This window comes from Piscinibacter defluvii, from assembly GCF_004011805.1.
Classification (GTDB): domain Bacteria; phylum Pseudomonadota; class Gammaproteobacteria; order Burkholderiales; family Burkholderiaceae_C; genus Piscinibacter; species Piscinibacter defluvii.
In genome coordinates this window covers 1-24,540 of record NZ_RCHJ01000020.1, presented here as the reverse complement: position 1 = coordinate 24,540, position 24,540 = coordinate 1, and the positions used below count along the sequence as shown (strand labels likewise).

The following is a 24,540-nucleotide window of genomic DNA, read 5'->3' as shown; positions in this document are numbered from 1 at the left end:
GAGAAGCGTGTCGCGTGGCACGGAATTGGCAGTACGGCCCCCGCGTACACAGCGAAGGAGGGCGGATGCGCAGGGCAGTCGGAGCGACCTGGTTGAGCGCGGCGATGTGGTGCGCGGCGGCCTGGGCCGCCGCGGCGCCGGCCGATGACCACGAGCGTGGCGTGGCCGCCTACCGGCGCGGCGACGTGGTCGCGGCGATGGCCGCGCTGCGCCCGGCGGCGCAGGCCGGCCATGCGCCCTCGCAGGTGCTGCTCGCCTTCATCCTCGACCGCGGCGATTTCCCAGAGGAGGCCGCGCGGCTGTACCGCCAGGCCGCCGAGCAGGGCGACGCCGAAGGCCACGCCGGGCTGGCAAACCTGCTGCAGACCGGCCGGGGCATTGCCAAAGATGAGAAGGCCGCGCGCGAGCATTTCTCGAAAGCGGCGGCGCTCGGCCATGCCGGCGCGGCGCAGGCGCTGCGGCAGCTCGGGCCGGCTGCCTCGGGGGCCCGGCCGTGAGGTTCGTGCTGGCCGCCGCGCTGCTGGCCGGGCTCGGCAGCGCCCAGGCTGCCGACGTGCTGCGCGGCGCCGACCTCTACCAGCGCCATTGCGCGAACTGCCATGGCGGCAGCGGCCGACCGGTGATGCCCACCGCGCCGGACTTCGCACGGCCCGGCGTGCTGTTCAAGCCCGACCCGGTGCTGCTCGAGGCCATCCGCAGCGGCCGCGGCGCCATGCCGGCCTACCAGGGCGTGCTGCGCGACCGCGAGATCCTCGACATCGTCTCGCACCTGAGGACGATGCGATGAGCCGCCTCCTGTTCGCGCTGATGCTGCTGCTCGCGGCCCCGCTCGCCCAGGCCCAGCGCGCCTGGCGCGTGCAAGAGAGCTTCGAGGTCGGCCCGGCCGTGTACGTGCGGGCGCTGACGGTCGAGCCGGCACGTGGCGCGCTGTGGGTCGGCACCTCGGCCGGCGTGCACGAGGTGGCGCTGGCCGACGGCAAGCTGCGCCAGACCTTCACGCGCAAGGAGGGCCTGGCCAACGAGTACGTGTTCGCGATCGGGCTGGACCGGCGGGGAAACAAGTGGTTCGGCACCAACGCCGGCGGCGCCTCGCGCTACAAGGACGGCCAGTGGAAGACCTTCTTCCCGATGCACGGCCTGGCCGACTACTGGATCTACGCCTTCGCGCAGCAGAGGAACGGCGACTTCTGGATCGGCACCTGGGCCGGCGTCAACAAGGTCGAGGCCCGCACGGGCAAGTTCCGCACCTACGTGAAGGAACTGGTCAACGAGTGGGTCTACGGCATCGCGGTGGATGCGCGCGACCGGGTCTGGTTCGGCACCGAAGGCGGCGTGACGATGTTCGACGGCCGGCGCTGGACCTCGTGGACCCACCAGGACGGCCTCGGCGCGCCCAACGGCGACAAGCTGCCGATCTCCACCAACACCGGCCTCGGCACCCGGTCGCGCCACGACCTCACGGTCGGCGCCGACGGACCCGGCAGCTACAACCCGAACTACGTGTTCGCGATGCTGGCCGCGCGCGACGGCGGCATCTGGGCCGGCACCTGGGGCGGCGGCGCCTCGCGCTGGGACGGCAAGGGCTGGAGCAACCTCACCGCGGCCGACGGCCTGGCCGGCAACATCGTCTACAGCCTGGCGCAGGACGACGAGGGCGCGCTCTGGTTCGGCACCAACCAGGGCGTCTCGCGCTGGGACGGCAAGACCTGGCAGAGCTTCGGCCCGAAGGAGGGCCTGCTCGACCGCAACGTCTACGCGCTCGCCGTCGCGCCCGGCGGCAGCGTCTGGGTGGGCACACGCCGCGGCGTGGTGCGCATCGCTCGTTGACCCCATGCGAGGACTGTCCATGGCCTTCCCGTTCAAGCTCGCCGGCCTCGCGCTGATCGCACTCGGCGCGGCGCTGGCCGGCGCCTACCAGCTCGGCCGGCAGCAGGGCGGCAGTGCCGCGCCGGTGCCCGCGCCGCAGGTCGCCGCCAGCGCGCCCGCCGGCCCGCAGCGCGAAGGCAAGGTCGGGGCCGACACGGCGCAGAAGTTCACCCACTTCCGCGTCGGCAACAAGAACGTCAAGCGCATCTTCGTCGACGGCGACGTGGTCTGGGTCGGCACCTCCGGCGGCGCGGTGCGCTACGACACCCGCAGCGACGAGTACAAGCTCTACGACACCGGCGCCGGGCTGCTGTCCAACGGCGTGTTCTACGTCGGCCGGCTGGGCGATCGCATCGCGCTGGGCACCTACGGCGGCGGCCTCGCGCTGCTCGACCCGGCCACGCAGAAGCTGCGCACCTACAACATCCCCGACGGCCTGGGTGACGCCTTCGTCTACGACCTGCTGAAGACCCGCGACGGCGATGTCTGGATCGCCACCTGGTCGGGCGTGAACCGCGTCAGGGGCGGTGCGCTCGACGAGCGCTCGAAGTGGGAGCTGCACACCGTCGACAGCACGCGCGGCGGGCTGCCCAACGACTGGGTCTACGGCCTGGCCGAAGGCCCGCGCGGCGAGGTCTGGCTGGCCACCGAGGGCGGCCTGGCGCGCTTCTTCGAGGGCCGCTGGCAGCACTGGAAACACGCCGACGGCCTGGGGGCGCCCTACGCCAAGGTGAAGGACCAGATCGCGTTCAGGAACGACCCGGCCAAGGTCAGCGAGCACCACGCGAAGCAGAAGCAGGAGATGGGGCTGTCCGAGGTGGACGTGGCCTACAACCCGAACTACATCGTCTCGCTGGCGGTGGACCGGGAGGGCGTGGTGTGGGCCGGCACCTGGGGCGGCGGGCTGTCGCGTTTCGACGGCACGACCTGGACCCAGTACACGGTGGCCGAAGGGCTGCCCGGCAACCATGTGTTCGCGCTGCACGTCGACCCGCAGGGCCAGCTCTGGATCGGCACCAACAACGGCCTGGCCAGGCTCACCGGCGGCCGCTTCGAGGTGCTGACCACGCACGACGGGCTGTTCGACAACGCGGTGTTCTCGCTGGCCACCGCGCGCGACGGCACGCGCTGGGTCGGCAGCTTCGGCGGCGTGGCGCGGCTGCGGCCGTCGTGAGTGCCGCACCCGCGTCGACATGGGCACCTCCTCGCTGCTGCGCGACCTCGAACCGAAGGACCTCGGCGCGCTGCTGGCGCGCCTGCTGGCGATCGCCGACGACGCGGTGATCGTGGCCGACCGCGCCCAGCGCATCGTGCTGTTCAACGAGGGCGCGGAGCGCATCTTCGGCCACCGCGCGGCCGAGGTGCTCGGCCAGCCGCTCGACCGGCTGCTGCCCGAGGCCGCGCGTGCCCGCCACGCCGAGCACCTGCGCCGCTTCGCCGACTCGGCGCGCCCGGCGCGACGCATGGGCGAGCGCGGCCAGGTGCACGGCCTGCGCGCCGACGGCAGCCTGTTCGACGCCGAGGCCTCGATCGCGCATGTCGAGCTCGAGGGCGAGGTGTACTTCACCGCGATCCTGCGCGACATCAGCGACATCCAGCGCCAGGCGCGTGCGCTCGAGCAGGCACGTGCCGAGGCGGAGGCGGCGGCGCGCGCCAAGAGCCTGTTCCTGGCCAACATGAGCCACGAGATCCGCACGCCGCTGAACGCGGTGATCGGCATGACCACGCTGCTGCTGGACACGCCGATGTCGGAGGACCAGCGCGACTTCACGCAGACCATCCGCACCAGCGGCGAATCGCTGCTGGAGATCATCAACGACATCCTCGACTACTCGAAGGCCGACGTCGGCAAGCTCGAGATCGAGCAGCACGCCTTCGACCTGCGCCGCTGCGTCGAGGAGGCGCTCGACCTGGTCACCCCGCGTGCGCAGGAGAAGCAGCTCAACCTGGCCTACCTGATCGAGGACGGCACGCCCGAGGCGCTGGTGGGCGACGCGACGCGGCTGCGCCAGGTGCTCGTGAACCTGCTGTCCAACGCGGTCAAGTTCACGCACCAGGGCGAGGTGTTCGTGGCGGTGGACAGCGAGCCGGTCGGCGACGGCCGGGTGCGCATCCACCTGGCGGTGAAGGACTCGGGCATCGGCATCGCCGCCGAGCACCTGCCGCGCCTGTTCCAGTCCTTCAGCCAGGTCGACGCGTCGACCACGCGCAAGTTCGGCGGCACCGGGCTGGGCCTGGCGATCAGCCGGCGCCTGGCCGAGCTGATGGGCGGCACGGTCAGCGTGCAGAGCGAGCCGGGCGTGGGCTCGGTGTTCCGCGCCAGCGTGGTGGCCGGGGTCGCGCCCGCGGCGGTGCCGCCCGAGTACCTGCAGCGCGACGTGCCGGCGCTGGCCGGCCGGCGCGTGCTGATCGTCGACGACAACCTGACCAACCGGCGCATCCTGACGCGCCTGGCGCTGCGCTGGGGCATGCTGCCCTCGACGCTGCCCTCGGCGCTCGAGGCACTGGACCGCATCCGCCACGGCGAGCCCTACGACCTGGCGCTGCTGGACATGAGCATGCCTGCCACCGACGGTCTGTCGCTGGCGATCGACATCCGGCGCCGGCGCAGCGCCGAGGAGCTGCCGATCGTGCTGCTGACCTCGCTCGGCCAGCGCGCCGCGCTGCCGCCGCACGAGGCGGCGCAGCTGTCCGGCGTGCTGGCCAAGCCGATCAAGGCCGGGCAGCTGTTCGCCACGCTCGTCGCGGTGCTGCAGGGGCCGCGTCGTGTGTCCGGCGCGCCGGCCGCGCCGGCCGCCGCGCCGTCGGTGCTGCCCGGTGCGCTGGCGCGCCGGCTGCCGCTGCGCGTGCTGGTGGCCGAGGACCATGTCATCAACCAGCGGGTCGCGCTGCGCCTGCTGCAGCGGCTCGGCTACCGTGCCGACCTGGCCGCCAACGGGCTGGAGGTGATCGAGGCGGTCGAGCGCCAGGCCTACGACGTGGTGCTGATGGACATCCAGATGCCCGAGATGGACGGCCTGCAGGCGGCGCGCTGGATCGCGCCGCGGCGCGGAGCCGACGGCCGGCCGCGCCTGATCGCGATGACCGCCAACGCGATGCCGGGCGACCGCGAGGCCTACCTCGCGGCCGGCATGGACGGCTACGTGGCCAAGCCGATCGAGCTTCACGAACTCGCCGCGGCGCTGCTGCAGATCGCCGCACCGGCGCCGAGTGCGGCCGCCGATGCCGACCTGGTGGTCGACCCGGCCCGCCTCGAGCAGTTGCGCGCGATGCAGGACGACGCACAGCCGAGCCTGGTGCGCGAGCTGATCGACCTGTTCGTGGCCGATTCGCCCGGTCACCAGGCCGCGCTCGCGCAGGCGATCGACGCCGCCGATGCGGCGCGGGTGCGGGCGCTGGCGCACCGCTACCTGTCGGTCAGCGAGAACATCGGCGCGCGCCGGCTCTCGGCGCTGTGCGTCGAGGTCGAGGGCCTGGCGCGGCAGGGGCGGCTGGACGGTGTGCCGGCGCTGGTCGGCCAGATCGGGCGCGAGCGCGAGCGGGTGCAGGCGGCCTTGCTGGCGCTGCGCCCGCGCAGCTGAGCACACGATGGGCGGCCCCTCGCGCCGGAGCCTGCTCGCTGCCGCGCTGGCCGCGCCCTGGCGGGTGCAGGCCGAAGGCCTGGTGCGCGAGACACGCGAGCTGTTCGGCTCGCCGTGCCAGCTGCTCGCACCGCGGCCGGTCGCCGGCGCGCTGTCCTGCTGGGCGCGCCTGGGCGAACTGAACGCGCAGTGGAACGCCTGGAAGCCCGGCACGCTGGGGCGTGTCAACGATGCCCTGCGCGCCGGCCGCTGGGCCGAACCGCCGGCCGATCTGGCGGCGCTGCTGCGCCTGGCGCAACGGGCCGAGCGCGACAGTGCCGGGCTGTTCAACGCCGGGCTCGGGGCGCTGGTCGGGGCCTGGGGCTTCCACGCCGACCGGCTCGACGAACGGCCCGCGCCGGCGGCCGCCTGGCTGCAGCGCTGGCGCGCGGCGCCGCCGTCGCTCGCGCTGCTCGAGTGGCGCGCCGGCCGGGTGCGCAGCACACACCCCGCGCTGCAGCTCGACCTGGGCGGCATCGCCAAGGGCTGGGCGCTCGACGAGGCGCTCGACACGCTGCAGCGCCAGGGCGTGCGCGACGCGCTGCTCGACCTGGGCGGCAACCTGGCCGCGTTCGGTCAGGGCGCGGACGGGCCCTGGCGCATCGGCCTGCGCAACCCCTTCGGCGCCGGCCTGCTGGCCACGCTGCAGACCCACGGCCGCGAGGCGGTGGTGACCTCGGGCACCTACGAGCGCTGGCGCCGCCTGCCCGACGGCCGGCTCGCCACCCATGTGCTCGATCCGGCGGCGGCGCAGCCGGCCCAGGCGCTGGCCAGCGTCACCGTGGTCCATGCCTCGGCTGCCTGGGCCGACGCCGCCGCCACCGCGCTGCTCGTGGCCGGGCCGGCGCGCTGGCAGGCGCTGGCCGCCCGGCTCGGGCTCGACCAGGTGCTGGTGGTCGGCGCCGACGGGCGGGCCCGGGCGCACGGCCGGCTGGCGCAGCGGCTGACCTTCGTCGACGAGGCGGTGCAGCGGGATCTGCGCATCGTCTGAACGCGGGCGCCTGCCCGGTGTGGCGGGGCTCACGCGCGCCGGGCTCAAGCGTTGCCCGGCGCGGCCGAAACAAAGGCGTCGGGAGACGCCATGCATCGCCACCTCGTTGCCGCCCTGGCCGCCGCTGCGGCCGCCCTGTCCGCGCCGGCTGCCCAGGCCGAGACCCACTGGCTGTGCGGCCTGTCGGAGGACGCGCTGCGCCTGGTGTGCCTGGCCGAAGCCGGGCCGACCGCCGCGGCCGAGCCGGCGCCGGCGCCGGCGCCGGCGGTGCGCGCCGTGGTGCACGGCACCGCCTTCCCGCTCGATCCGCGGCGCCGCTGGGTGGTGGAACTCGGAAGCCCGCCGAGCGAGACGGCCTTCGTCGAGCAACTCGCCCGCGCGACCATCTGCTACCGCAGCCCCGACTGCAGCGTGAGCCTGGCGCCCTGGCGCAGCGGCCCGGTCGCGGCGCGCTGAACCCCTCCCACCGATGACGACCCGGCCACACGGCCGGTTACGCCTTCGTGCGTTCGGGTGTTGAAATGTGCGTAACGCACATTTATAGTCCGACCCATGCCATGGCGCCGCCGGCGCCGGGATGCATCAACCGGACAAGGAGTAGCGATGAATCAACCCTGGATCAAGGCCCGTCGCTGGGGCCTGGGCGGCGTGGTGGCGGTGCTGGCTGCCGCGCTGATGGCGGCCTGCGGCGGTGGCGGGAGCAGCAGCAGCGACGGCACCACCGCGACCACCTTCGCCTCCGGGCCGATCAGCGGCTTCGGATCGATCATCGTCGACGGCGTGCGCTTCGACGACAGCGGCGCCGAGATCGAGAACGAGGACGGCGAGCGCGGTGGCAGCGACGACCTGCAACTCGGCACCATGGTCGAGATCGAGGGCGGGGCGATCGACGACAGCACCGGCCGCGCCAAGGCGCTGCGCATCCGCTTCGGCAGCGAGATCGTCGGCCCGGTGGCCAGCGTCGCCAGCGACAGCACCAGCCTCGTCGTGCTGGGCCAGACCGTGGAGCTGCGGCCCGAGACGGTGGTCGACGATTCGCTGCCCGCCGATCCGCAGGCCTGGGCCGGCCTGGTGGTCGAGGTGCATGCGCTGATGGACGCGAGCACCGGCCATTACGTGGCCACCCGCATCGAGGACAAGGACAACGCGCTGCTGTTCAAGTTGCGCGGCGTGGTCGCCGAACTCGACACCACGGCCCAGACCTTCAAGATCGGCGACGCGCTGATCTCCTACGCCGGCGTGACCGATCTGCCGGCGCTGTTCGACGACGGCCTGCGGGTGCGCGTGCGCCTGCAGACCACGCAGGTCGAGGGCAAGTGGGTCGCGGTGAGCATCCGCAGCGGCGTGCGCAAGGTCGAGGACCACGACGTGGCCCGCCTGCGCGGCACGGTGACCGACCTGACCGACGAGACGCACTTCGAGGTCAACGGCGTGCCGGTGAACGCCAGCGCGGCGCGCATCGACGACGGCCCGGTGACGGCCGGCGCGCGGGTCGAGGTGCGTGGCACCGCCAAGGACGGCACCGTGATCGCCACCCGCGTGAAGGTGCTCGACGAGGACGACGACGCGATCCGCGGCATCGAGCTGCACGGCACGGTCGGCGACCTGAACACCGAGGCGAAGACCTTCGTGCTGCGCGGCGTGACGGTCGACTACTCCGGCACGCTGATCTTCAAGGACGGCGCCGAGGCCGACCTGGCCGACGGCGTGCAGGTCGAGGTCAAGGGCCGGCTGTCGACCGACCGCAGCACGCTGACCGCGGTGCTGATCGAGTTCGAGGACTGAGCACAACCGGTGCGTGACGGGGCGGGGCGCCGCGAGGCGCTCCGCCCTTCGTGCATGCAGCGCCCGCTACCATCGCCCCCCATCGTGACCGAGCCTGGCGACATCCCTGCGAGCCCCGGCGAGCAGCCCGCGCTGCTGGAGGCGGTGCGCGCGCTGCTGGTGCCGCTGGCGCAGCTGGCGGTGGCGCGCGGCTTGAGCTACGCGGCGGTGGACGAGATGGTGCGCGCGGCCTTCGTCGCGGCGGCCCATGCGGCGCACCCGACGCTGCCGGAGCACCGCCGCGTCAGCCGCGTCAGCGCGGCCACCGGCATCAACCGGCGCGAGGTCACGCGCCTGGTGGCCGCACAGCAGCGTGCCACGCCGCGGGTGCGCTCCTACCCGAGCGAGGTGTTCGCGCACTGGATCAGCGACCCGCTGTACCGCGACGGGCAGGGCCGCCCGCTGCGCCTGCCGCGGCTCGGGCCGGCGCCGAGCTTCGAGTCGCTGGCGCAGGCGGTGACCCGCGACATGCACCCGCGCTCGCTGCTCGAGGAGATGCGCCGCCTGGGCTACGCCCACCACGACGAGGACGACGACCACGTGGCGCTGCAGATCGAGTCGGCCGTGCCGCGCGGCGACCGGGCGCGCATGGACCAGTTCCTCGGCGCCAACGTCGGCGACCACCTCAGCGCCGCGGTGGCCAACGTGCTGGGCGACGGGCGCCAGCATTTCGAGCAGGCGCTGTTCGCCGACGGCTTGTCGGAACAGTCCTTGCAGGCGCTGCGCCCTGTCATCGCCGAGCAGTGGCGTGCGTTGACCGATGTGCTGGTGCCGATGCTCGAGCGCCTGATCGACACGGACGCGAAGGCCGGCGTCGCGCAGGAGCAGCGTGTGCGCATCGGCCTGTTCAGCTACCAGGCGCCGGTGGACGCCGCCCCGGCCACCGCGCCGACCCAGGACCAGCAGCCGGCAGCCGCCCCGCGGCGGCGCCGCGACGGAGGAAAGACATGAGTCCCGACACCCTGCAACTTTCGTGGCGCGCGCGCCTGTGCCGCTGGGCGGCCGCCAGCGTCGCGGCCTGGGCGGCCGTGGTGGCCGGCTGCGGCGGCGGCGTGGGCGTCGGCGGCACCGGCGCCTATGCGTCCGGTCCCGTCACCGGCTTCGGCTCGATCTTCGTCAACGGCATCGAGTTCGAGGACCGCAATGCGCAGGTCGAGGACGAAAGCGGCGCCAGCCGTTCGCGCGACGCGCTGCGCCTGGGCATGCTGGTCGAGGTGGAGAGCGGGCCGATCGGCGGCACCAGCAGCGCGCCCACCGCGACCGCCACGCGCATCCGCTTCGCCAGCGAGCTGGTCGGGCCGGTCCAGTCGGTGGATCTGGCCGGCTCCAGCCTGACGGTGCTGGGCCAGACGGTGCTGGTCGCCAGCGGCCGCACCGCCTTCGACGCCAGCTACACGGAGGGCCTGGCCAGCGTGGCGCTGGGCGGCAACGTCGAGGTCTACGGCTTCTACGGGCTCAACGGCCGGCTGATCGCCACGCGCATCGAGCCGCGCGGCGGCACGCTGGCCGCGTTCAAGCTGCGCGGCGCGGTGAGCGGGCTGGACCTCGGCGCGCGCACCTTCCGGCTCGGCGCGCTGACGCTCGACTACGACGGCGTCGTGCCACCCACCGGCCTGCGCGACGGGCTGATCGTGCGCGTGACCATCGCCACCACGGCGGTGGGCGGGCGCTGGAAGGTGCTGACCTTCGAGGACGGCGTGCGCCGCCTGCCCGACCGCGGCGATGCGCGGCTGCGCGGCACGATCACCGCGTTCGCCACGACGCGCAGCTTCAGCATCAACGGCCAGCCGGTCGATGCGAGCACGGCGACGCTGGAGAACGAGTCCGGCATCGCCCTGGGCGCGCGCGTCGAGGCCGAAGGCGCGGCCAGCGGCGGCGTGCTGCGCGCGACGCGCGTCAAGGTCGACGACGGCGGGGCCGAGGTCGGCGAGCTGCGCGGCACGATCGAAGCCAGCTTCCCGGCGCTGCAGACCTTCGTGTTGCGCGGCGTGCGCGTGACCTACGGTGTCAACACCGAGTTCCAGGACGGCAGCGCCGCCGACCTGAGCGTCGGCCGCGAGGTCGAGGCGCGCGGCGTGCTGTCGGCCGACGGCACGCGGCTGCTGGCGACGCGGATCCGGATCCGCTAGGTCGCGGCGGCGCTCAGGCGCCGAGCCGCGCCCGGTGCCGCGCGACCTGCGCGCGCACCTGGGCCGGCGCGGTGCCGCCCACCCCGCTGCGCGCGTTCAGCGAGCCGCGCAGCGTGAGCGCCTGCGCCACGTCGGCCTCGATCGAGGCATGGAAGCCCTGCAGCTCGGCCAGGCTCAGCTCCGCCAGGTCGACGCCGCGCGCCAGCGCCGACTTGACCGCGTGCGCCACCACCTCGTGCGCATCGCGGAACGGCAGGCCCTTCTTGACCAGGTAGTCCGCCAGGTCGGTGGCGGTGGCGTAGCCGCGCCGCGCGGCGCGTTCCATCGCCTCGGGCTTGACGACGATGCCGCCCACCAGCTCGGCGAAGATGCGCAGCGTGTCGCGCAGCGTGTCGACCGTGTCGAACAGCGGTTCCTTGTCTTCCTGGTTGTCCTTGTTGTAGGCCAGCGGCTGGCCCTTCATCAGCGTCAGCAGCCCCATCAGGTGGCCGACCACGCGGCCGGTCTTGCCGCGCGCCAGCTCCGGCACGTCCGGGTTCTTCTTCTGCGGCATGATCGACGAGCCGGTGCAGAAGCGGTCGGCCAGGTCGACGAAGCCGAAGTTCTGGCTCATCCACAGTACCAGCTCCTCGCTGAAGCGGCTCACGTGCACCATGCACAGCGACGCGGCGGCGGTGAACTCGATCGCGAAGTCGCGGTCGCTCACCGCATCGAGGCTGTTCTGACAGACGCCCTCCATCCCGAGTGTCTTCGCGACGCGCTCGCGGTCCAGCGGGTAGCTGGTGCCGGCCAGCGCGGCGGCGCCCAGCGGCAGGCGGTTGGTGCGCCGGCGCACGTCGGCCAGGCGCTCGGCGTCGCGCGCGAACATCTCCACGTAGGCCAGCAGGTGGTGGCCGAAGCTCACCGGCTGCGCCACCTGCAGGTGCGTGAAGCCGGGCAGGATGACCTCGGCGTTCTTCTCGGCCAGGTCCACCAGCGCACGCTGCAGTTCGCCGAGCAGCGCGGCCAGGCCGTCGATCTCGTCGCGCAGCCACAGCCGCACGTCGGTGGCCACCTGGTCGTTGCGAGAACGGCCGGTGTGCAGGCGCTTGCCGGCGTCGCCCACCAGCTGCGTCAGGCGCGCCTCGATGTTCAGGTGCACGTCTTCCAGCGCGAGCTTCCACTCGAAGGCGCCGGACTCGATCTCCTGCGTGATCTGCGCCATGCCGCGCCGGATGTCCGCGTGGTCGGCCGCGGAGATGATGCCCTGGGCGGCCAGCATCTCGGCGTGCGCCAGGCTGCCGGCGATGTCCGCGCGCCACAGGCGGCGGTCGAAGCCGACGCTCGCGGTGTAGCGCTGCACCAGCTCGCTCATCGGCTCGGAGAAGAGCGCCGACCAGGCCTGTGACTTCTTGTCGAGTTGGTTCGAGGACATGGGCGTGCGGAAGAAGGGAGAATGCGCGGCGTAACCGGCCATTCTATCGACCGACCCCCGTCATGACCGTCTCCCCCGGCGCCCTGCCCGAGCCGCGCAGCACCGGCTTCGGCACGACCTTGCTGGACGGCATGGCCGCCGCCGGGGCGCCGGCGCCGCCTCCGTCGGCCTTCGACGTGTGCCATGTCGGCGTGGTGCTGCGGGCGCTGCTGTTCGTCGAGGGCACCTGCGGCCTGGTGCTGCTGTTCAGCGCGGCCGACCCGCTCGCCTGGCTGGCGCGGGCCGCGGCCGTCTCGGCGGTGGCGCTGCCCGGTGTGCTGCTGTGGCTGGCCGCCACCTGCCTGCTCAAGCGCCAGCTGGCCGGGCTCGCGCCGGCCTGGCAATGGATCGCCACCGGCGCGCTCGGGGCCGCTGCGGCGCTGGCACCGGCGGCGCTCGTGCTGCCGCTCGGGCTCGACCTGCTCGGCCCCAATCCGCTGCTCGCCCCGGCGCTGGCCGGCGCCGCGCTGGCCTGCGCCATGCACGCCTGGCTGCACCTGCGTGCCCGCGCTGCGCTGCCGGCCGACACCGCGGCGCGGCTGGCGGAGCTGCAGTCGCGCATCCGTCCGCATTTCCTGTTCAACACGCTGAACACCGCGCTGGCGCTGGTGCGGGTCGACCCGGCGCGTGCCGAGGAGGTGCTGGAGGACCTGGCCGAGCTGTTCCGCGTGGCGCTGACCGACATCGGCGAGGCGGTCACGCTCGACGAGGAGGTCGCGCTCGCACAGCGTTACCTCGCGATCGAGCAGATCCGCTTCGGCACGCGCCTGCAGGTGAGCTGGGAGCTCGACCCCGAGGCGGGCGCGGCACGCGTGCCGCCGCTGATCCTGCAGCCGCTGGTGGAGAACGCGGTGCGCCACGGCGTGGAGCCGAGCGACCGCGGCGGCACGATCCGTGTGCGCACACGCGTCAAGCTCGGCCGCGTGCTGGTGACCATCGCCAACAGCGTCGGCCCGGCGCCCTCGCGCCCGGGCAGTGGCCTGGCGCTGAAGAACGTGCGCGAGCGGCTGCGCCTGATGCACGACGTGGCCGGCCAGCTCGAGACGCGCCAGGAGGACGGCGTGTTCCGCGTCCAGCTCGTCGTCCCGCTATGACGCTGCAGGTCCTGATCGTCGACGACGAGGAACTCGCCCGGCTGCGTCTGCGCGGCCTCGTGAACGACTGCGCCGACCCGAAGGCGCAGGTGGTCGGCGAGGCCGACAACGCCGAGCGGACGCTCGAGTTCCTGGCCCGCCAGCCCTGCGACCTGCTGCTGCTGGACATCCACATGCCGGGGCTGGACGGCATGCAGCTGGCCGCGCGGCTGCGCCGCCAGCCCGAGGCGCCCGCGGTGGTGTTCGTCACCGCGCACGCCGAGCATGCGCTGCGCGCCTTCGACCTCGATGCGGTCGACTACCTCACCAAGCCGGTCAAGCGCGACCGGCTGCAGATCGCGCTGCAGAAGGTCGCCCAGCGGCGCACCCTGCGGCCGCCGCCGGCGCCGGCCGACGAGGGGCCGGTGCTGGTGGTCAGCGACCGCGGGCGCGTGCTGCGCATCCCGGTGGCCGAGGTGCTGTACCTGAAGGCCGAGCTGAAGTACGTGACGCTGCGCACCGCGCAACACCACCATGTGCTCGACGAATCGCTCGCCGAGCTCGAAGGCCGCCTGGGCGATCGGTTCCTGCGTGTGCACCGCAACGCGCTGGTGGCCCGCGGCGCGGTGCGTGCGCTCGAGCGCCGCGCGATGGCCGGCGAGGGCGAGGAGGAGGGCGGCGAGGTCTGGGCCGTGCGCGTGGCGCCGGTCGACGAATGGCTCGCCGTCTCGCGCCGCCAGGTCAGCGCGGTGCGCGAGGCGCTCGTCGCCGCGGGGGCCTGAGCGCGTGCGGCCGGGGCGCATCTGGTTCGACACGCCGGGCGTGCAGTGGCGCCTGGTGCTGGGGGTGGTCGCCGTCGCCACGGTGCTGGTCGCGCTGCTGATCAGCTGGCAGCGCGAGCTGTGGTCGGCCCAGGAGGTGGTGGTGGCGGTGGCGCCGCGCCTGGCGGCCTCGGCCACGCCCGCCTCGGCGCCGCGCCGCGTGGCCTATGTCGCGCCGGCCGCCTCCGCGCTGCCGGCGCCGGCCCGCCCGGTGGCGCCAGCGCGTGCCGAGGTGTGTGCCGCCCGGGCCGCGCCCGACGAGGACATCACGCCCGAGGACGTCAGCGAGACCGCGCTGCAGCGCCGCAGCCGCGACAGCGGCGCGCGCTGGCTGGCCGCGATGCAGGCCAGCGGTGACGAGCGCACGCGCGCCGCCGGCTGGTTGCTCGCGCAGGGGGGCGATGCCGCCGCCCAGCGCGACCGCCTCGCCACGCTCGCCACCAGCTCGCGCGATGCGCAGGTGCAGGCCTATGCGCTGCGCGCCTGCCGCGGCGCGGGCCCGGCCAGCAGCGCCTGCCAGTCGCTGACGCCGCAGGCCTGGGTGCAGATCGAGGCTGACAACGGCGCGGCCTGGCTGGCGCTGTCGGGTGACACGCGGCTGGAGCCGGCCGTGCAGCTCGATGCGCTGCGCCAGGCGGCGCGTGCGCGCCGCTTCGAGACCCACGGCGCGGCGCTGCAGGGCCTGGTGCAGGCGGCGGCGCCGGCCGGCACCGGCGAGCTGGACCGGCTCGCGATGGCGCGCCTGGTGGCGGCGCTGCGCGGCGACTGGCTGGTCACCGAACCGCTGCGCCTGCACTGCAGCGCGAGCGCCCTGGCCGACCCCGAGCGCAGCGGCCTGTGCGATGCGATCGCCGACATGCTGGCGACCCAGGGCCAGTCCGTGCCGGACCTGCTGCAGGCGCGCGACATCGGCCAGCGCGTTGGCTGGCCGGAGGATCGGCTGGAGGCGCTGCGCGACGAGGCCGACGCGCTGCTCGCCTTCGAGCGCCGCCGCGCCGACGCCTCCGAGCTGGCCAACTGCGGCGAGCTGGCGCGCCTGAACGCCTTCTATGCCGAGGTCGGCCGGCTCGGCCAGCTGGCCGCGCTGCGCCAGGCGATGCAGCGCTCGGCGCGCTGAACCCTGCCGGGTACTGGCCGGGCGCCGGCAGGCGGCCGACAATCGGCCCATGCTGCACCGCGCCGACCTGCTGCCCGGCCGCCCGCATCCGCTGGGCGCGCGCCCGTATGCCGGGGGCACGCAGTTCAGCGTCTACTCGCGTGCCGCACGCCGCATCGAGCTGCTGCTGTACGACGACGTCGACGCGGCGCGGCCGGCGCGCGTGATCGACCTCGAGCCGCCGCGCCACCGCACCGGCGACTACTGGCATGCCTACGTGCGCGGCGTCGGCCCCGGCCAGCTCTACGCCTACCGCGCGCATGGCGACTTCGACCCGGCGCGCGGGCTGCGCTTCGACGCCGGCAAGGTGCTGCTCGATCCCTACGGGCGCGGCGTGGCGACGCCGGCCGACTGGCGCCGCGCCGCCGCCTGCGTGCCGGGGCGCAACGACGCGCAGGCCTGCAAGAGCGTGGTCTGCGACGACCACGACTTCGACTGGGAGGGCGACCTGCCGCTGCGCCGCCCGTTCGCGCAGACCGTGATCTACGAGACGCACCTGCGCGGCTTCACGCGCCACCCGAGCTCCGGCGTGCCCGAGTCGCGGCGCGGGACCTATGCCGGCCTGATCGACAAGATCCCCTACCTGCGCGACCTCGGCGTCACCGCGGTCGAGCTGATGCCGGTGTTCCAGTTCGACCCGCAGGATGCGCCCCCGGGCCTCAGCAACTACTGGGGCTACGCGCCGATCTCGTTCTTCGCGCCGCACGCGGGCTACGCCTCGCAGCCGGGCGCGCAGGCGGCGCGCGACGAGTTCCGCGCCATGGTCAAGGCACTGCACCGCGCCGGGCTGGAGGTGATCCTCGACGTGGTGTTCAACCACACCGCCGAGGGCGACGAGCACGGCCCGACCTTCGGCCTGCGCGGCCTGGACAACGCCAGCTACTACCTGCTCGAAGGCGCCGGCCGCTATGCCAACCACTCCGGTTGCGGCAACACGCTGAACGGCAACCACGCGGTGGTGCGCCGGCTGATCCTGGACAGCCTGCGCTACTGGGTGCAGGTGATGCACGTCGACGGCTTCCGCTTCGACCTCGCGGCCATCCTCTCGCGCGACGAGCACGGCCAGCCGGTGGCCAACCCGCCGGTGCTGTGGGACATCGAGAGCGACCCGGTGCTGGCCGGCACCAAGCTGATCGCCGAGGCCTGGGACGCCGCCGGGCTGTACCAGGTGGGCCGCTTCTTCGGCGAGCGCTGGAAGGAGTGGAACGGGCGTTTCCGCGACGACGTGCGTTCGTTCGTGCGCGGCGACGCCGGTACCGTGACGGCGCTGGCCGACCGCCTGCTCGGCAGCCCCGACCTGTACGGCGCGCGCCCGCGCGAGCCGGCGCAGAGCATCAACTTCGTGACCAGCCACGACGGCTTCACGCTGGCCGACCTGGTGAGCTACGACACCAAGCACAACGAGGCCAACCGGGAGGGCAACCGCGACGGCAGCGACGACAACCGCAGCTGGAACTGCGGCACCGAGGGCCCGACCGACGACCCGGCCGTGAACGCGCTGCGGCGGCGTCAGACCAAGAACCTGCTGGCCATCGCGCTGCTCTCGCTGGGCACGCCGATGCTGCTGATGGGCGACGAGATGGGGCGCTCGCAGCGGGGCAACAACAACGCCTACTGCCAGGACAACGAGCTGTCGTGGCTGGACTGGTCGCTGCTCGAGCGGCATGCCGAGCTGCACCGATTCGTGCGCGGGCTGATCCGCATCCGCAACCTGCGCGAGTCGGTACGGCACGACCATCGGCTGACGCTCTCGGAGCTGGTGGCGCGTGTCAACGTGCAGCTGCACGGCGTGACGCTGGGCGCGCCGGACACCAGCCACGATTCGCACAGCCTGGCGGTCACCGCCTCCAGCCTGTCGGGCGACCTGCTGATGCACTTCGCGCTGAACGCCTGGTGGGAGCCGCTGGACTTCGAGCTGCCGACCCTGCCGCCGCGTGCCCGCAGCGGCTGGCTGCGCATCATCGACAGCGCCCGTCCGGCGCCCGACGACCTGGTCGACATGGCGCAGGCCGAAGGCGCGATCGGCCTGCACCACCGAGTCGAGGCACGCTCGGTGGTGGTGCTGTTCGCGCCGCTGCGCTGAGGCGGCCTCAACCCGTGTTGCGCAACCCCGCCGCCACCCCGTTGATCGAGATGTGGATGCCGCGCTTGACGCGCTCCACGCCCGGGTCGCCGTCACGGCTCGCACGGTAGCGGCGCATCAGCTCGACCTGCAGGTGGTTCAGCGGGTCGAGGTAGGGGAAGCGGTGCTCGATCGAGCGCGCCAGCGTCGGATTCGATGCCAGGCGCGTCTTCTCGCCGGTGATAAGCGACACCGCGTCGTAGGCGCGCTGCCATTCGGCCTGGATCAGCTTGAAGATGCGCTGGCCCAGCTTCCTGTCCTCGACCAGCTCGAGGTAGCGCGAGGCGATGCCCAGGTCGCTCTTGGCCAGCACCATGTCGAGGTTGGACAGCAGCGTGCGGAAGAACGGCCACTGCCTGTGCATCTTCTGCAGCAGGGCGAGGCGCTCCTTGCGCTGCTTCGCCTCCTTGCCGAGGAAGGCCTCGATCGCCGAGCCGAAGCCGCACCAGCCCGGCAGCGCGACACGGCACTGGCCCCAGCTGAAGCTCCAGGGGATGGCTCGCAGGTCCTCGATCGCGCGCGTGGCCTTGCGCGAGGCCGGGCGTGAGCCGATGTTCAGCTCGGCGATCTCGCGGATCGGCGTGGCGCTGAAGAAGAAGTCGGTGAAGCCCGGGGTCTCGTACACGAGCTTGCGGTAGGCGGCGAAGCTGGCCTCGCTGATCGCGTCGGCCGCCTCGATGAAGGCCTTCGGGGCGCTCTTGGTCGGGTGCAGCAGCGTGGCCTCGAGCGTGGCGGCCACCAGCGTCTCGAGGTTGCGCCGGCCGATCTCGGGGTGGGCGTACTTCGAGGCGATCACCTCGCCCTGCTCGGTCAGGCGGATCTGGCCGTTCACCGTGCCCGGCGGCTGCGCCAGGATGGCCTGGTAGCTGGGGCCGCCGCCGCGGCCCACCGTGCCGCCGCGGCCGTGGAACAGGCGCAGCGTCAGGCCGTGCTCGCGGCCGAGCTCGCCGAACAGCTCGACCAGCGCGATCTCCGCGCGGTAGAGCTCCCAGTTGCTCGTGAAGCTGCCGCCGTCCTTGTTGCTGTCGCTGTAGCCGAGCATGATGTCCTGCTCTGCGCCCGAGGCCTTCATCATCGCGGCGACACCGGGCAGCGCGTAGTAGGCGCGCATGATCGGCGCCGCATTGCGCAGGTCGCCGATGGTCTCGAACAGCGGCACGACGATCAGGTCGGTCACGGCATGTTCATGCAGCTCGCCGCGCACCAGCCCGGTCTCCTTCATCAGCACCAGCACCTCGAGCAGGTCCGACACGTCCTCGGTGTGCGAGATGATGTAGTGGCGCAGTGCATCGCGGCCGAAGCGCTGCAGCATGCGGCCCGCGGTCTCGAAGATGGCCAGCTCGCCCTGCGCATGCTCGCTGTACTGCGCCGCGCGCACGCGCAGCGGCCGCGCGTCGTTGAGCAGCCGCACCAGCAGCGCGCGCTTGTCGTCCTCGGCCAGCGCGGCGTAGTCCTTCTCGATCTTGGCCACCTTCAGCAGTTCGGCCACCACGGCCTCGTGCTTGTCCGAGCTCTGGCGCAGGTCGACGGTCGCGAGGTGGAAGCCGAACACCTGCACCGCACGGATCAGCGGCGCCAGGCGCGGGCCGATCAGCGCGTGCGCGTGGTGCGAGCGCAGCGAGGCCTCGATCACGCGCAGGTCGGCCAGGAACTCGGCCGGGGCCAGGTACGGGTCCTGCGGCGCGACGGCGTGGCGCAGCGCCTCGGTGCCGGTCAGGTCGTGCAGCGTGGCGGCCAGGCGCGCATAGATGCCGGTCAGCGCGCGCCGGTAGGGTTCGTCGAGGCGGTGCTCGTTGGTGTCGGGCGAACGTTCGGCCAGCGCCTGCATGGCCGGCGTGACCGGCGCCAGCAGCGCCGACATCGACAGCTCGCTGCCCAGCAGGTGCACCTCGGTCAGGTAGAAGCGCAGCACGGTCTCGGCCTGGCGGCGCAGCGCCATCTGCAGCGTGGCCTCGGTGACGAAGGGGTTGCCGTCGCGGTCGCCGCCGATCCAGTTGCCCATGCGGAAGAAGTTGCCCACCTCGTGGCCGTGCAGCAGCTGCTCGACCTCGCGGTAGAGCTTCGGGATCTGGCGCAGGAAGGTGCTCTGGTAGTAGGAGAGCGCGTTCTCGATCTCGTCGGCCACCGTCAGCTTGGCGGTGCGCAGCATGCGCGTCTGCCACAGCTGCGTGACACGGGCGCGGATCAGCGCCTCGTTCTCGGCGCGGTCGCGCTCGGTGCGCAGGTCGTCGCGCTGCTCCACCAGCTCGGCGATCGCGCGCTCGGCGTCCAGGATGCTCTTGCGCTGCACCTCGGTCGGGTGGGCCGTCAGCACCGGGCTGATGTAGGCGTGCTGCAGCATGCGTGCGATCTCGCTGGCGCGGATGTCGGCCTGCGCGAGGCGCTCGAAGGCCATCCCGAGCGAGCCTTCCTGCAGGTCGCCGCGGCTCTCGTGCACCTCGCGGCGGCGCACGTGGTGGCGGTCCTCCGCGATGTTGGCCAGGTGCGAGAAGTAGCTGAAGGCGCGGATCACGCTGACCATCTGGTCCGACGACAGGCTCTTGAGCAGCCGGTCGAGCGCACGGCCGGCCTGCGCGTCGCTCTTCAGGCGGTAGGCCACCGAGAGCTTGCGCACGCGCTCGACCAGCTCGTAGGCGTCCTTGCCTTCCTGCTCGCGGATCGTGTCGCCGAGGATGCGCCCGAGCAGGCGGATGTCCTCCATCAACGGGCGGTTCTTCTCGGCGGCGTCGTTGGCGCGCTGGCGCGACACGGTTGGCATCGTTGTCCCTCGGCGATGTAACTCGGTTACCTGGAGCGGCATCCTAGCAGCGGCACCTCGTGAAATCGGGGTGCTGCGCGGGCATGTGGTTACGAAGCGGTTCCCAAATCGTTGTCGAGGCTCTGCAAGAGATGCGCCTGTTAGCATCGCGCGATGCAGCAGCCCGTGATCATTGCCACCCGCGAAAGCCGCCTCGCCCTCTGGCAGGCAGAGCATGTGCGCGACCTGCTGGCCGCGCGCTTCGGCTGGCGTGTCGAGCTGCTGGGCATGACCACCCGCGGCGACCAGATCCTCGACCGCGCGCTCTCCAAGGTCGGCGGCAAGGGACTGTTCGTCAAGGAGCTCGAGACCGCGTTGGAGGACGGCCGCGCCCACCTCGCGGTGCATTCGCTCAAGGACGTGCCGATGGACCTGCCGGCCGGTTTCGAGCTGGCCACCGTGCTGGAGCGCGAGGACCCGCGCGATGCCTTCGTCTCGCCGCGCTACGCGGGCCTCGAGCAGCTGCCGCAGGGCGCCAGGGTGGGCACCTCCAGCCTGCGGCGGCTGGTGCAACTCGGTGCACGCCGCCCCGACCTGGTGGTCGAGCCGCTGCGCGGCAACCTCGACACGCGGCTGCGCAAGCTCGACGAAGGCCAGTACGACGCCATCGTGCTGGCGGCAGCGGGCCTGAAGCGGCTTGGCCTGGCGCAGCGCATCCGCAGCCTGTTCGAACCGGAGGCGATGTTGCCCTGCGCCGGGCAGGGTGCGCTCGGCATCGAGGTGCGCAGCGACGCGCACGAGCTGCGCGCCGCGCTCGCCACGCTGACGCACCGCCCGACCTGGCTGGCCGTGCAGGCCGAGCGCGCCGTCTCGCGCGCACTGGGCGGCAGCTGCAGCATGCCGCTGGCGGTGCATGCGCAGTGGTACGACGGCCCGCAGGGCGAGCGGCTCGTGCTGCAGGCCCGACTGGGCCATCCGCAGCAGCCTCTCGCGCCGCTGCTCGTCAGCCGCGTCGAGGCCGCGGTGGCCGACGACGACAGCGCCCGTGCCCTCGGCGCGGAGGCCGCCGCCGCGCTGCGGGCCGATCCGGCTGTGTCCGGCTACCTCGTTTCCTGAGTGGCGCGATGCGCGTGCTGGTCACCCGCCCGGCCGCCCAGGCGGACGACTGGGTGCAGGCCCTGCGTGCGCGCGGCATCGACGCCGCGGCGCTGCCGCTGATCGGCATCGATCCCCCCGAGGATGCCGCGCCGGTGCGCGCCGCGTGGCGCGCGCTGGCCGCGCAGCGCCTGGTGGTGTTCGTCAGCCCGAACGCGGTGGAGCAGTTCTTCGCGCTGCGCCCCGAGGGCCTGGCCTGGCCGGCCGGCACGCTGGCCGGCTCGCCCGGTCCGGGCACGACGCGGGTGCTGAAGCGCCTGGGCGTGCCGCCGGCGGCCATCGTCGAGCCGGCCGGTGACGCGGCGCAGTTCGACTCCGAGGCGCTCTGGGCCCGGCTCGCGCAGCACCCTTGGCGCGACGCCGCGGTGCTGATCGTGCGCGGCGAAAGCGGGCGCGACTGGTTGGCCGACACCTTGCGGGCCCACGGGGCGGTGGTCGGCTTCGTCACCGCCTACCGGCGCGCTGCACCCCTGCTCGATGCGGCACAGCGCGCCCGCCTGGACGCGGCGCTGCACGACCCGCCCCGCCATGTGTGGCTGTTCAGCAGCTCCGAGGCCATCGACCGGCTGCTGGCGCTCGCGCCCGGCGCCGGCGCCGCGACCGCCTGCGCGGTGGCCACGCACCCGCGCATCGCCGAGCGGGCGCGCGCGGGCGGCTTCGGCGCGGTGCACGCCTGCCGCCCCGAGCAGGACGCGGTGGTGGCCTGCATACAATCGATCGACCCCTCCGAGCGACGTTCGTCCTCGCTTCCGCCGTGACCGCCGAACTGCCAGCCCCCGACGCCCGCGACCAGCCGCGCCCCGCACCACCGGCGGCGCCTTCCGGCGCGCCGCGCTGGCCGGCGCTGCTGGCCAGCATCGCCGTGCTGGCAGCCGGCACGGCCGCGGTGATGGCCTGGCGCGCCGAGCAGCGCGTGGCCAGCCTCGAGCAGGAACTGGTGCGGCGCCAGCAGGACAGCGCCACGCAGGCCACCGAGGCGCGCACGCTCGCGCGGCAAGCGCAGGAGTCGGTGGCCGCGAGCACCGCCAAGGTGGCGCTGCTCGAGGCCCGGGTGGCCGAGGTGGCCGTGCAGCGCACCCAGCTGGAAGACCTGATCCAGTCGCTCTCGCGCTCGCGCGACGAGAACCTGCTGGTCGACATCGAGGCGGCGATCCGCATGGCCCTGCAGCAGGGCGCGATCACCGGCAGCGCCGAACCGCTGGTGCTGGTGCTGCGCCAGAGCGACGAACGCCTGGCGCGCTACAACCAGCCGCGCCTGGACGGCGTGCGCCGCGCCATCGCGCGCGACCTGGACCGCGTCAAGGCGGTCGGCACGACCGACATCTCGACCCTGACGATCCGTCTCGACGAGGCGATCCGCCTGGTCGACGAGCTGCCGCTGCTGGCCAATGCCGAGCAGCGCCGCGACGCGCGCATGGCGCCGGCGGCGGCCAAGGCGGCCAGTGCCGCGGCCTCGGCGGCGACACCGGCCTGGCCGCTGCCGCCGGGCTGGGCCGAGGCGTGGAGCGGGTTCGCCGAGCGCTTCTGGGACGAGGTGCGCTCGCTGGTGCGCGTGACCCGCATCGACCATCCGGATGCCGTGCTGCTGGCTCCCGAGCAGGCCTTCTTCCTGCGCGAGAACCTCAAGCTGCGCCTGCTCAACGCACGGCTCGCACTGCTGTCGCGCCAGTACGCCACGGTGCAGGCCGACCTCGCCGTGGCCCAGACCATGGTGGACCGCTACTTCGACCGCAGCGCCCGCCGCAGCGCCTCCATCGGCGAGCTGCTGCGCCAGGTGAGCCATCAGGCGCGCCAGGTGACGCTGCCGCGGCCGGACGACACCCTCGCCGCGCTGACCACCGCCGCCGCCGGACGCTGACCGCTGACCGCCGACATGCGCTCCATCGTCTGGTTCGTGCTGCTCTTCGCCGTCGCGGTGGTGGCCGCCACGACGCTGGGCGGCAACGACGGCCTGGTGAGCCTCTACTGGTCGGGCCGGCGCATCGACCTGTCGCTCAACCTGTTCCTGCTGCTGATGGCGCTCGCCTGCGTGGTGCTGGTGACGGTGTTCAACGGCCTGCATGCGCTGGTCGGCCTGCCGCGGCGCGCGCGCGAGTGGCGCGTGGCACGGCGCGACCGTACCGCGCAGGCCGCGCTGCGCGAGGCGCTGGCACAGTACTTCGGAGGCCGCTACAGCCGGGCGCAGAAGGCGGCGCAGCGGGCCCTGGCGATCCAGGCCGACACCCCCGAGCTGTCGCAGGACAACGAGTTCACCGTGCTTGGCCACCTGCTCGCGGCCGGCAGCGCACACCGGCTGCAGGATCGCAGCGGGCGCGACAAGGCGCTCGAGCGGGCACTCGAGCTGGCCCGGCGCGGCACCGGCACGCGCCCGGCCGACGAGGGCGCGCGCCTGCTGGCGGCCGAATGGGCGCTGGACGACCGCGATGCGCCGCGCGCGCTCGAGCTGCTCGGCGAACTGCCCACCGGCGTGGCGCGGCGCACGCATGCCCTGCGCCTGAAGCTGCAGGCCGCGCGCCTGGGCCGGCAGCCGCAGGACGCGTTGCGCACCGCGCGCCTGCTGGCCAAGCACCAGGGTTTCTCGAAGGGCGCCGCGCAGGGCCTGCTGCGCTCGCTGGCCTTCGAATCGCTCGACGGGGCGCGTGACGCCGAGCAGCTGCGCCGCGTCTGGCAGGCGCTCGACCCGCTGGACCGGCGCGACCCGTTCGTGGCGGCACGGGCCGCCGCGCAGGCCGGTGCGCTGGGCGCCGGCGACGAGGCGCGCGGCTGGCTGCGCCCGTTCTGGGAGCGGCTGGACGAACTCACGGCGGACGAAAGGGCTGCCGTGGCGCTGGCGCTGGCCGGCGTGCTGCCGGGCGTCGGGCCGGAGTGGCTGCCGCGCCTGGAGGCGGCGGCGCAGGCCTATCCGCGCGAGGCCGCGCTGAGCTACGCCGTCGGCATGGCCCTGGCCGAGCGCCAGCTGTGGGGCAAGGCCCGCCGCCTGCTTGAGGACGCCGCGGCCGACGCCGCGCTCGCCGCCGCGGCCCGCCGGCGAGCCTGGCGCAGCCTGGCACGCATCGCGCTCGAGGAAGGTGACACCGAACGGGCGGCGCGCTGCTACGAATCCGCTGCCGCGCTGGACTGACGGAGCGGCTTCGGAAGGCTGCTATACTGAGCGGCTCGCGCGGCTGTAGCTCAGTTGGATAGAGTACTTGGCTACGAACCAAGGGGTCGTGGGTTCGAATCCTGCCAGCCGCACCAGAACATCGTTCTAGATCAACGGGTTAGCTCCGCAAGGGCTAACCCGTTTTTCTTTGCTGGGTGACTTTTGGGTGACTTTGGGTGACTTTCGCCCTCCAACGCCACCCGCTTCGCCTCTTCATGCTCGCGCCGCAAAGTCGCCAGGCTCTTGTTCCAGCGGCCTGTGTCTTCCTTGATCTTCTCCAGCGCCGCGTGCAACTCGACGATCTGCGCCACGCTGTAGTGGCGCGTCATCGACGCGTTGCTGTGCCAGAGGATGTCGGCCACCGTGCTCTCCGGCACCCCCGCTTCCCGCAAGCGCATGCCCACGGTGTGGCGCAGGTCGTGCACGTGCAGGTCGGGCATGCCGGCCTCGC

Annotated in this window: 21 protein-coding genes and 1 tRNA gene; 19 read left to right on the top strand and 3 right to left on the bottom strand. The window is 73.3% G+C overall.

What is annotated here, in order from left to right:
* The first annotated feature begins 65 nt into the window (after positions 1-65).
* The 10 genes from D9C15_RS25425 (at position 66) to D9C15_RS25380 (ending at position 10,430) form a co-directional block, all read left to right on the top strand.
* A complete protein-coding gene (locus D9C15_RS25425) occupies positions 66-497 on the top strand; it encodes an SEL1-like repeat protein (RefSeq protein ID WP_128001392.1) in 432 nt (143 codons plus the stop codon).
* On the top strand, positions 494-787 hold the full coding sequence (locus tag D9C15_RS25420; RefSeq protein ID WP_128001391.1) for a c-type cytochrome: 294 nt from the start codon (positions 494-496) through the stop codon (positions 785-787). The genes D9C15_RS25425 and D9C15_RS25420 overlap by 4 nt, the downstream gene beginning before the upstream one ends.
* Positions 784-1,827 carry a ligand-binding sensor domain-containing protein gene (locus D9C15_RS25415; RefSeq protein WP_128001389.1) on the top strand — a complete coding sequence of 348 codons (1,044 nt, stop codon included), beginning with the start codon at positions 784-786 and terminating at the stop codon, positions 1,825-1,827. The genes D9C15_RS25420 and D9C15_RS25415 overlap by 4 nt, the downstream gene beginning before the upstream one ends.
* Before the next feature lie 19 nt (positions 1,828-1,846).
* Positions 1,847-3,040 carry a ligand-binding sensor domain-containing protein gene (locus tag D9C15_RS25410; protein ID WP_128001387.1) on the top strand — a complete coding sequence of 398 codons (1,194 nt, stop codon included), beginning with the start codon at positions 1,847-1,849 and terminating at the stop codon, positions 3,038-3,040.
* A 19-nt stretch (positions 3,041-3,059) separates the two neighbouring features.
* Positions 3,060-5,447 (top strand): response regulator, encoded by a 2,388-nt coding sequence (locus D9C15_RS25405; RefSeq protein ID WP_128001385.1) that lies wholly within the window; start codon positions 3,060-3,062, stop codon positions 5,445-5,447.
* Positions 5,448-5,454: 7 nt separating this feature from the next.
* Positions 5,455-6,477 (top strand): FAD:protein FMN transferase, encoded by a 1,023-nt coding sequence (locus D9C15_RS25400; protein ID WP_128001383.1) that lies wholly within the window; start codon positions 5,455-5,457, stop codon positions 6,475-6,477.
* A 90-nt stretch (positions 6,478-6,567) separates the two neighbouring features.
* Entirely contained in the window at positions 6,568-6,933 is a 366-nt protein-coding gene (locus D9C15_RS25395) for a hypothetical protein (RefSeq protein WP_128001381.1), read from the top strand.
* Between the two features lie 147 nt (positions 6,934-7,080).
* Positions 7,081-8,262 (top strand): DUF5666 domain-containing protein, encoded by a 1,182-nt coding sequence (locus D9C15_RS25390; protein WP_128001379.1) that lies wholly within the window; start codon positions 7,081-7,083, stop codon positions 8,260-8,262.
* An 84-nt stretch (positions 8,263-8,346) separates the two neighbouring features.
* Positions 8,347-9,252 (top strand): DUF6502 family protein, encoded by a 906-nt coding sequence (locus D9C15_RS25385; RefSeq protein WP_205854903.1) that lies wholly within the window; start codon positions 8,347-8,349, stop codon positions 9,250-9,252.
* Positions 9,249-10,430, top strand: coding sequence for a DUF5666 domain-containing protein (locus D9C15_RS25380; protein WP_128001377.1), 1,182 nt, complete (start codon positions 9,249-9,251; stop codon positions 10,428-10,430). Before D9C15_RS25385 ends, D9C15_RS25380 begins: the two co-directional genes overlap by 4 nt.
* A gap of 13 nt (positions 10,431-10,443) precedes the next feature.
* On the opposite strand, the gene argH is transcribed toward D9C15_RS25380, so the two are convergent.
* The gene (gene argH / locus D9C15_RS25375) at positions 10,444-11,844 is read right to left on the bottom strand and encodes an argininosuccinate lyase (RefSeq protein WP_128001376.1); all 1,401 of its coding nucleotides are present in this window, start codon (positions 11,842-11,844) and stop codon (positions 10,444-10,446) included.
* Between the two features lie 62 nt (positions 11,845-11,906).
* On the opposite strand from argH, the gene D9C15_RS25370 reads away from it, so the two are divergent.
* From D9C15_RS25370 to glgX, 4 genes are read left to right on the top strand one after another with little or no spacing between them, the layout of a single operon-like run.
* On the top strand, positions 11,907-12,977 hold the full coding sequence (locus D9C15_RS25370; RefSeq protein ID WP_128001374.1) for a sensor histidine kinase: 1,071 nt from the start codon (positions 11,907-11,909) through the stop codon (positions 12,975-12,977).
* The gene (locus tag D9C15_RS25365) at positions 12,974-13,738 is read left to right on the top strand and encodes a LytR/AlgR family response regulator transcription factor (RefSeq protein ID WP_128001372.1); all 765 of its coding nucleotides are present in this window, start codon (positions 12,974-12,976) and stop codon (positions 13,736-13,738) included. Before D9C15_RS25370 ends, D9C15_RS25365 begins: the two co-directional genes overlap by 4 nt.
* A gap of 4 nt (positions 13,739-13,742) precedes the next feature.
* Positions 13,743-14,894 (top strand): hypothetical protein, encoded by a 1,152-nt coding sequence (locus D9C15_RS25360; protein WP_128001370.1) that lies wholly within the window; start codon positions 13,743-13,745, stop codon positions 14,892-14,894.
* 49 nt (positions 14,895-14,943) lie between these two features.
* Positions 14,944-17,016 carry a glycogen debranching protein GlgX gene (glgX, locus tag D9C15_RS25355; RefSeq protein WP_128001368.1) on the top strand — a complete coding sequence of 691 codons (2,073 nt, stop codon included), beginning with the start codon at positions 14,944-14,946 and terminating at the stop codon, positions 17,014-17,016.
* Positions 17,017-17,023: 7 nt separating this feature from the next.
* Here glgX and ppc read toward each other — a convergent pair whose 3' ends face one another.
* Positions 17,024-19,813, bottom strand: coding sequence for a phosphoenolpyruvate carboxylase (gene ppc / locus D9C15_RS25350; RefSeq protein ID WP_128001366.1), 2,790 nt, complete (start codon positions 19,811-19,813; stop codon positions 17,024-17,026).
* A 153-nt stretch (positions 19,814-19,966) separates the two neighbouring features.
* Between ppc and hemC the strand changes: the two genes are divergently transcribed.
* The 5 genes from hemC to D9C15_RS25325 all read left to right on the top strand — a co-directional run bounded on the left by hemC (position 19,967) and on the right by D9C15_RS25325 (position 24,184).
* Positions 19,967-20,908 carry a hydroxymethylbilane synthase gene (hemC, locus tag D9C15_RS25345; protein WP_128001364.1) on the top strand — a complete coding sequence of 314 codons (942 nt, stop codon included), beginning with the start codon at positions 19,967-19,969 and terminating at the stop codon, positions 20,906-20,908.
* 8 nt (positions 20,909-20,916) lie between these two features.
* The gene (locus tag D9C15_RS25340; RefSeq protein WP_128001362.1) at positions 20,917-21,705 is read left to right on the top strand and encodes a uroporphyrinogen-III synthase; all 789 of its coding nucleotides are present in this window, start codon (positions 20,917-20,919) and stop codon (positions 21,703-21,705) included.
* Positions 21,702-22,805: a uroporphyrinogen-III C-methyltransferase gene (locus tag D9C15_RS25335; RefSeq protein WP_240668599.1), complete on the top strand. Its 1,104-nt coding sequence runs from the start codon at positions 21,702-21,704 to the stop codon at positions 22,803-22,805. The genes D9C15_RS25340 and D9C15_RS25335 overlap by 4 nt, the downstream gene beginning before the upstream one ends.
* A gap of 15 nt (positions 22,806-22,820) precedes the next feature.
* The gene (locus tag D9C15_RS25330) at positions 22,821-24,068 is read left to right on the top strand and encodes a heme biosynthesis HemY N-terminal domain-containing protein (RefSeq protein WP_128001360.1); all 1,248 of its coding nucleotides are present in this window, start codon (positions 22,821-22,823) and stop codon (positions 24,066-24,068) included.
* A 39-nt stretch (positions 24,069-24,107) separates the two neighbouring features.
* Positions 24,108-24,184 (top strand) — tRNA-Arg (locus D9C15_RS25325).
* A gap of 15 nt (positions 24,185-24,199) precedes the next feature.
* On the opposite strand, the gene D9C15_RS25320 is transcribed toward D9C15_RS25325, so the two are convergent.
* Positions 24,200-24,540: tyrosine-type recombinase/integrase (locus D9C15_RS25320; RefSeq protein WP_205854901.1), on the bottom strand; the 341-nt coding region annotated here is incomplete at its 5' end.

Bases quoted from the DNA above. Each gene is read 5' to 3' on its own strand.
- D9C15_RS25425 (WP_128001392.1), top strand. From the start codon at position 66: ATGCGCAGGGCAGTCGGAGCGACCTGGTTGAGCGCGGCGATGTGGTGC.
- D9C15_RS25415 (WP_128001389.1), top strand. From the start codon at position 784: ATGAGCCGCCTCCTGTTCGCGCTGATGCTGCTGCTCGCGGCCCCGCTC.
- D9C15_RS25410 (WP_128001387.1), top strand. From the start codon at position 1,847: ATGGCCTTCCCGTTCAAGCTCGCCGGCCTCGCGCTGATCGCACTCGGC.
- D9C15_RS25405 (WP_128001385.1), top strand. From the start codon at position 3,060: ATGGGCACCTCCTCGCTGCTGCGCGACCTCGAACCGAAGGACCTCGGC.
- D9C15_RS25400 (WP_128001383.1), top strand. From the start codon at position 5,455: ATGGGCGGCCCCTCGCGCCGGAGCCTGCTCGCTGCCGCGCTGGCCGCG.
- D9C15_RS25395 (WP_128001381.1), top strand. From the start codon at position 6,568: ATGCATCGCCACCTCGTTGCCGCCCTGGCCGCCGCTGCGGCCGCCCTG.
- D9C15_RS25390 (WP_128001379.1), top strand. From the start codon at position 7,081: ATGAATCAACCCTGGATCAAGGCCCGTCGCTGGGGCCTGGGCGGCGTG.
- D9C15_RS25380 (WP_128001377.1), top strand. From the start codon at position 9,249: ATGAGTCCCGACACCCTGCAACTTTCGTGGCGCGCGCGCCTGTGCCGC.
- argH (WP_128001376.1), bottom strand. From the start codon at position 11,844: ATGTCCTCGAACCAACTCGACAAGAAGTCACAGGCCTGGTCGGCGCTC.
- D9C15_RS25370 (WP_128001374.1), top strand. From the start codon at position 11,907: ATGACCGTCTCCCCCGGCGCCCTGCCCGAGCCGCGCAGCACCGGCTTC.
- D9C15_RS25365 (WP_128001372.1), top strand. From the start codon at position 12,974: ATGACGCTGCAGGTCCTGATCGTCGACGACGAGGAACTCGCCCGGCTG.
- glgX (WP_128001368.1), top strand. From the start codon at position 14,944: ATGCTGCACCGCGCCGACCTGCTGCCCGGCCGCCCGCATCCGCTGGGC.
- ppc (WP_128001366.1), bottom strand. From the start codon at position 19,813: ATGCCAACCGTGTCGCGCCAGCGCGCCAACGACGCCGCCGAGAAGAAC.
- hemC (WP_128001364.1), top strand. From the start codon at position 19,967: ATGCAGCAGCCCGTGATCATTGCCACCCGCGAAAGCCGCCTCGCCCTC.
- D9C15_RS25340 (WP_128001362.1), top strand. From the start codon at position 20,917: ATGCGCGTGCTGGTCACCCGCCCGGCCGCCCAGGCGGACGACTGGGTG.
- D9C15_RS25330 (WP_128001360.1), top strand. From the start codon at position 22,821: ATGCGCTCCATCGTCTGGTTCGTGCTGCTCTTCGCCGTCGCGGTGGTG.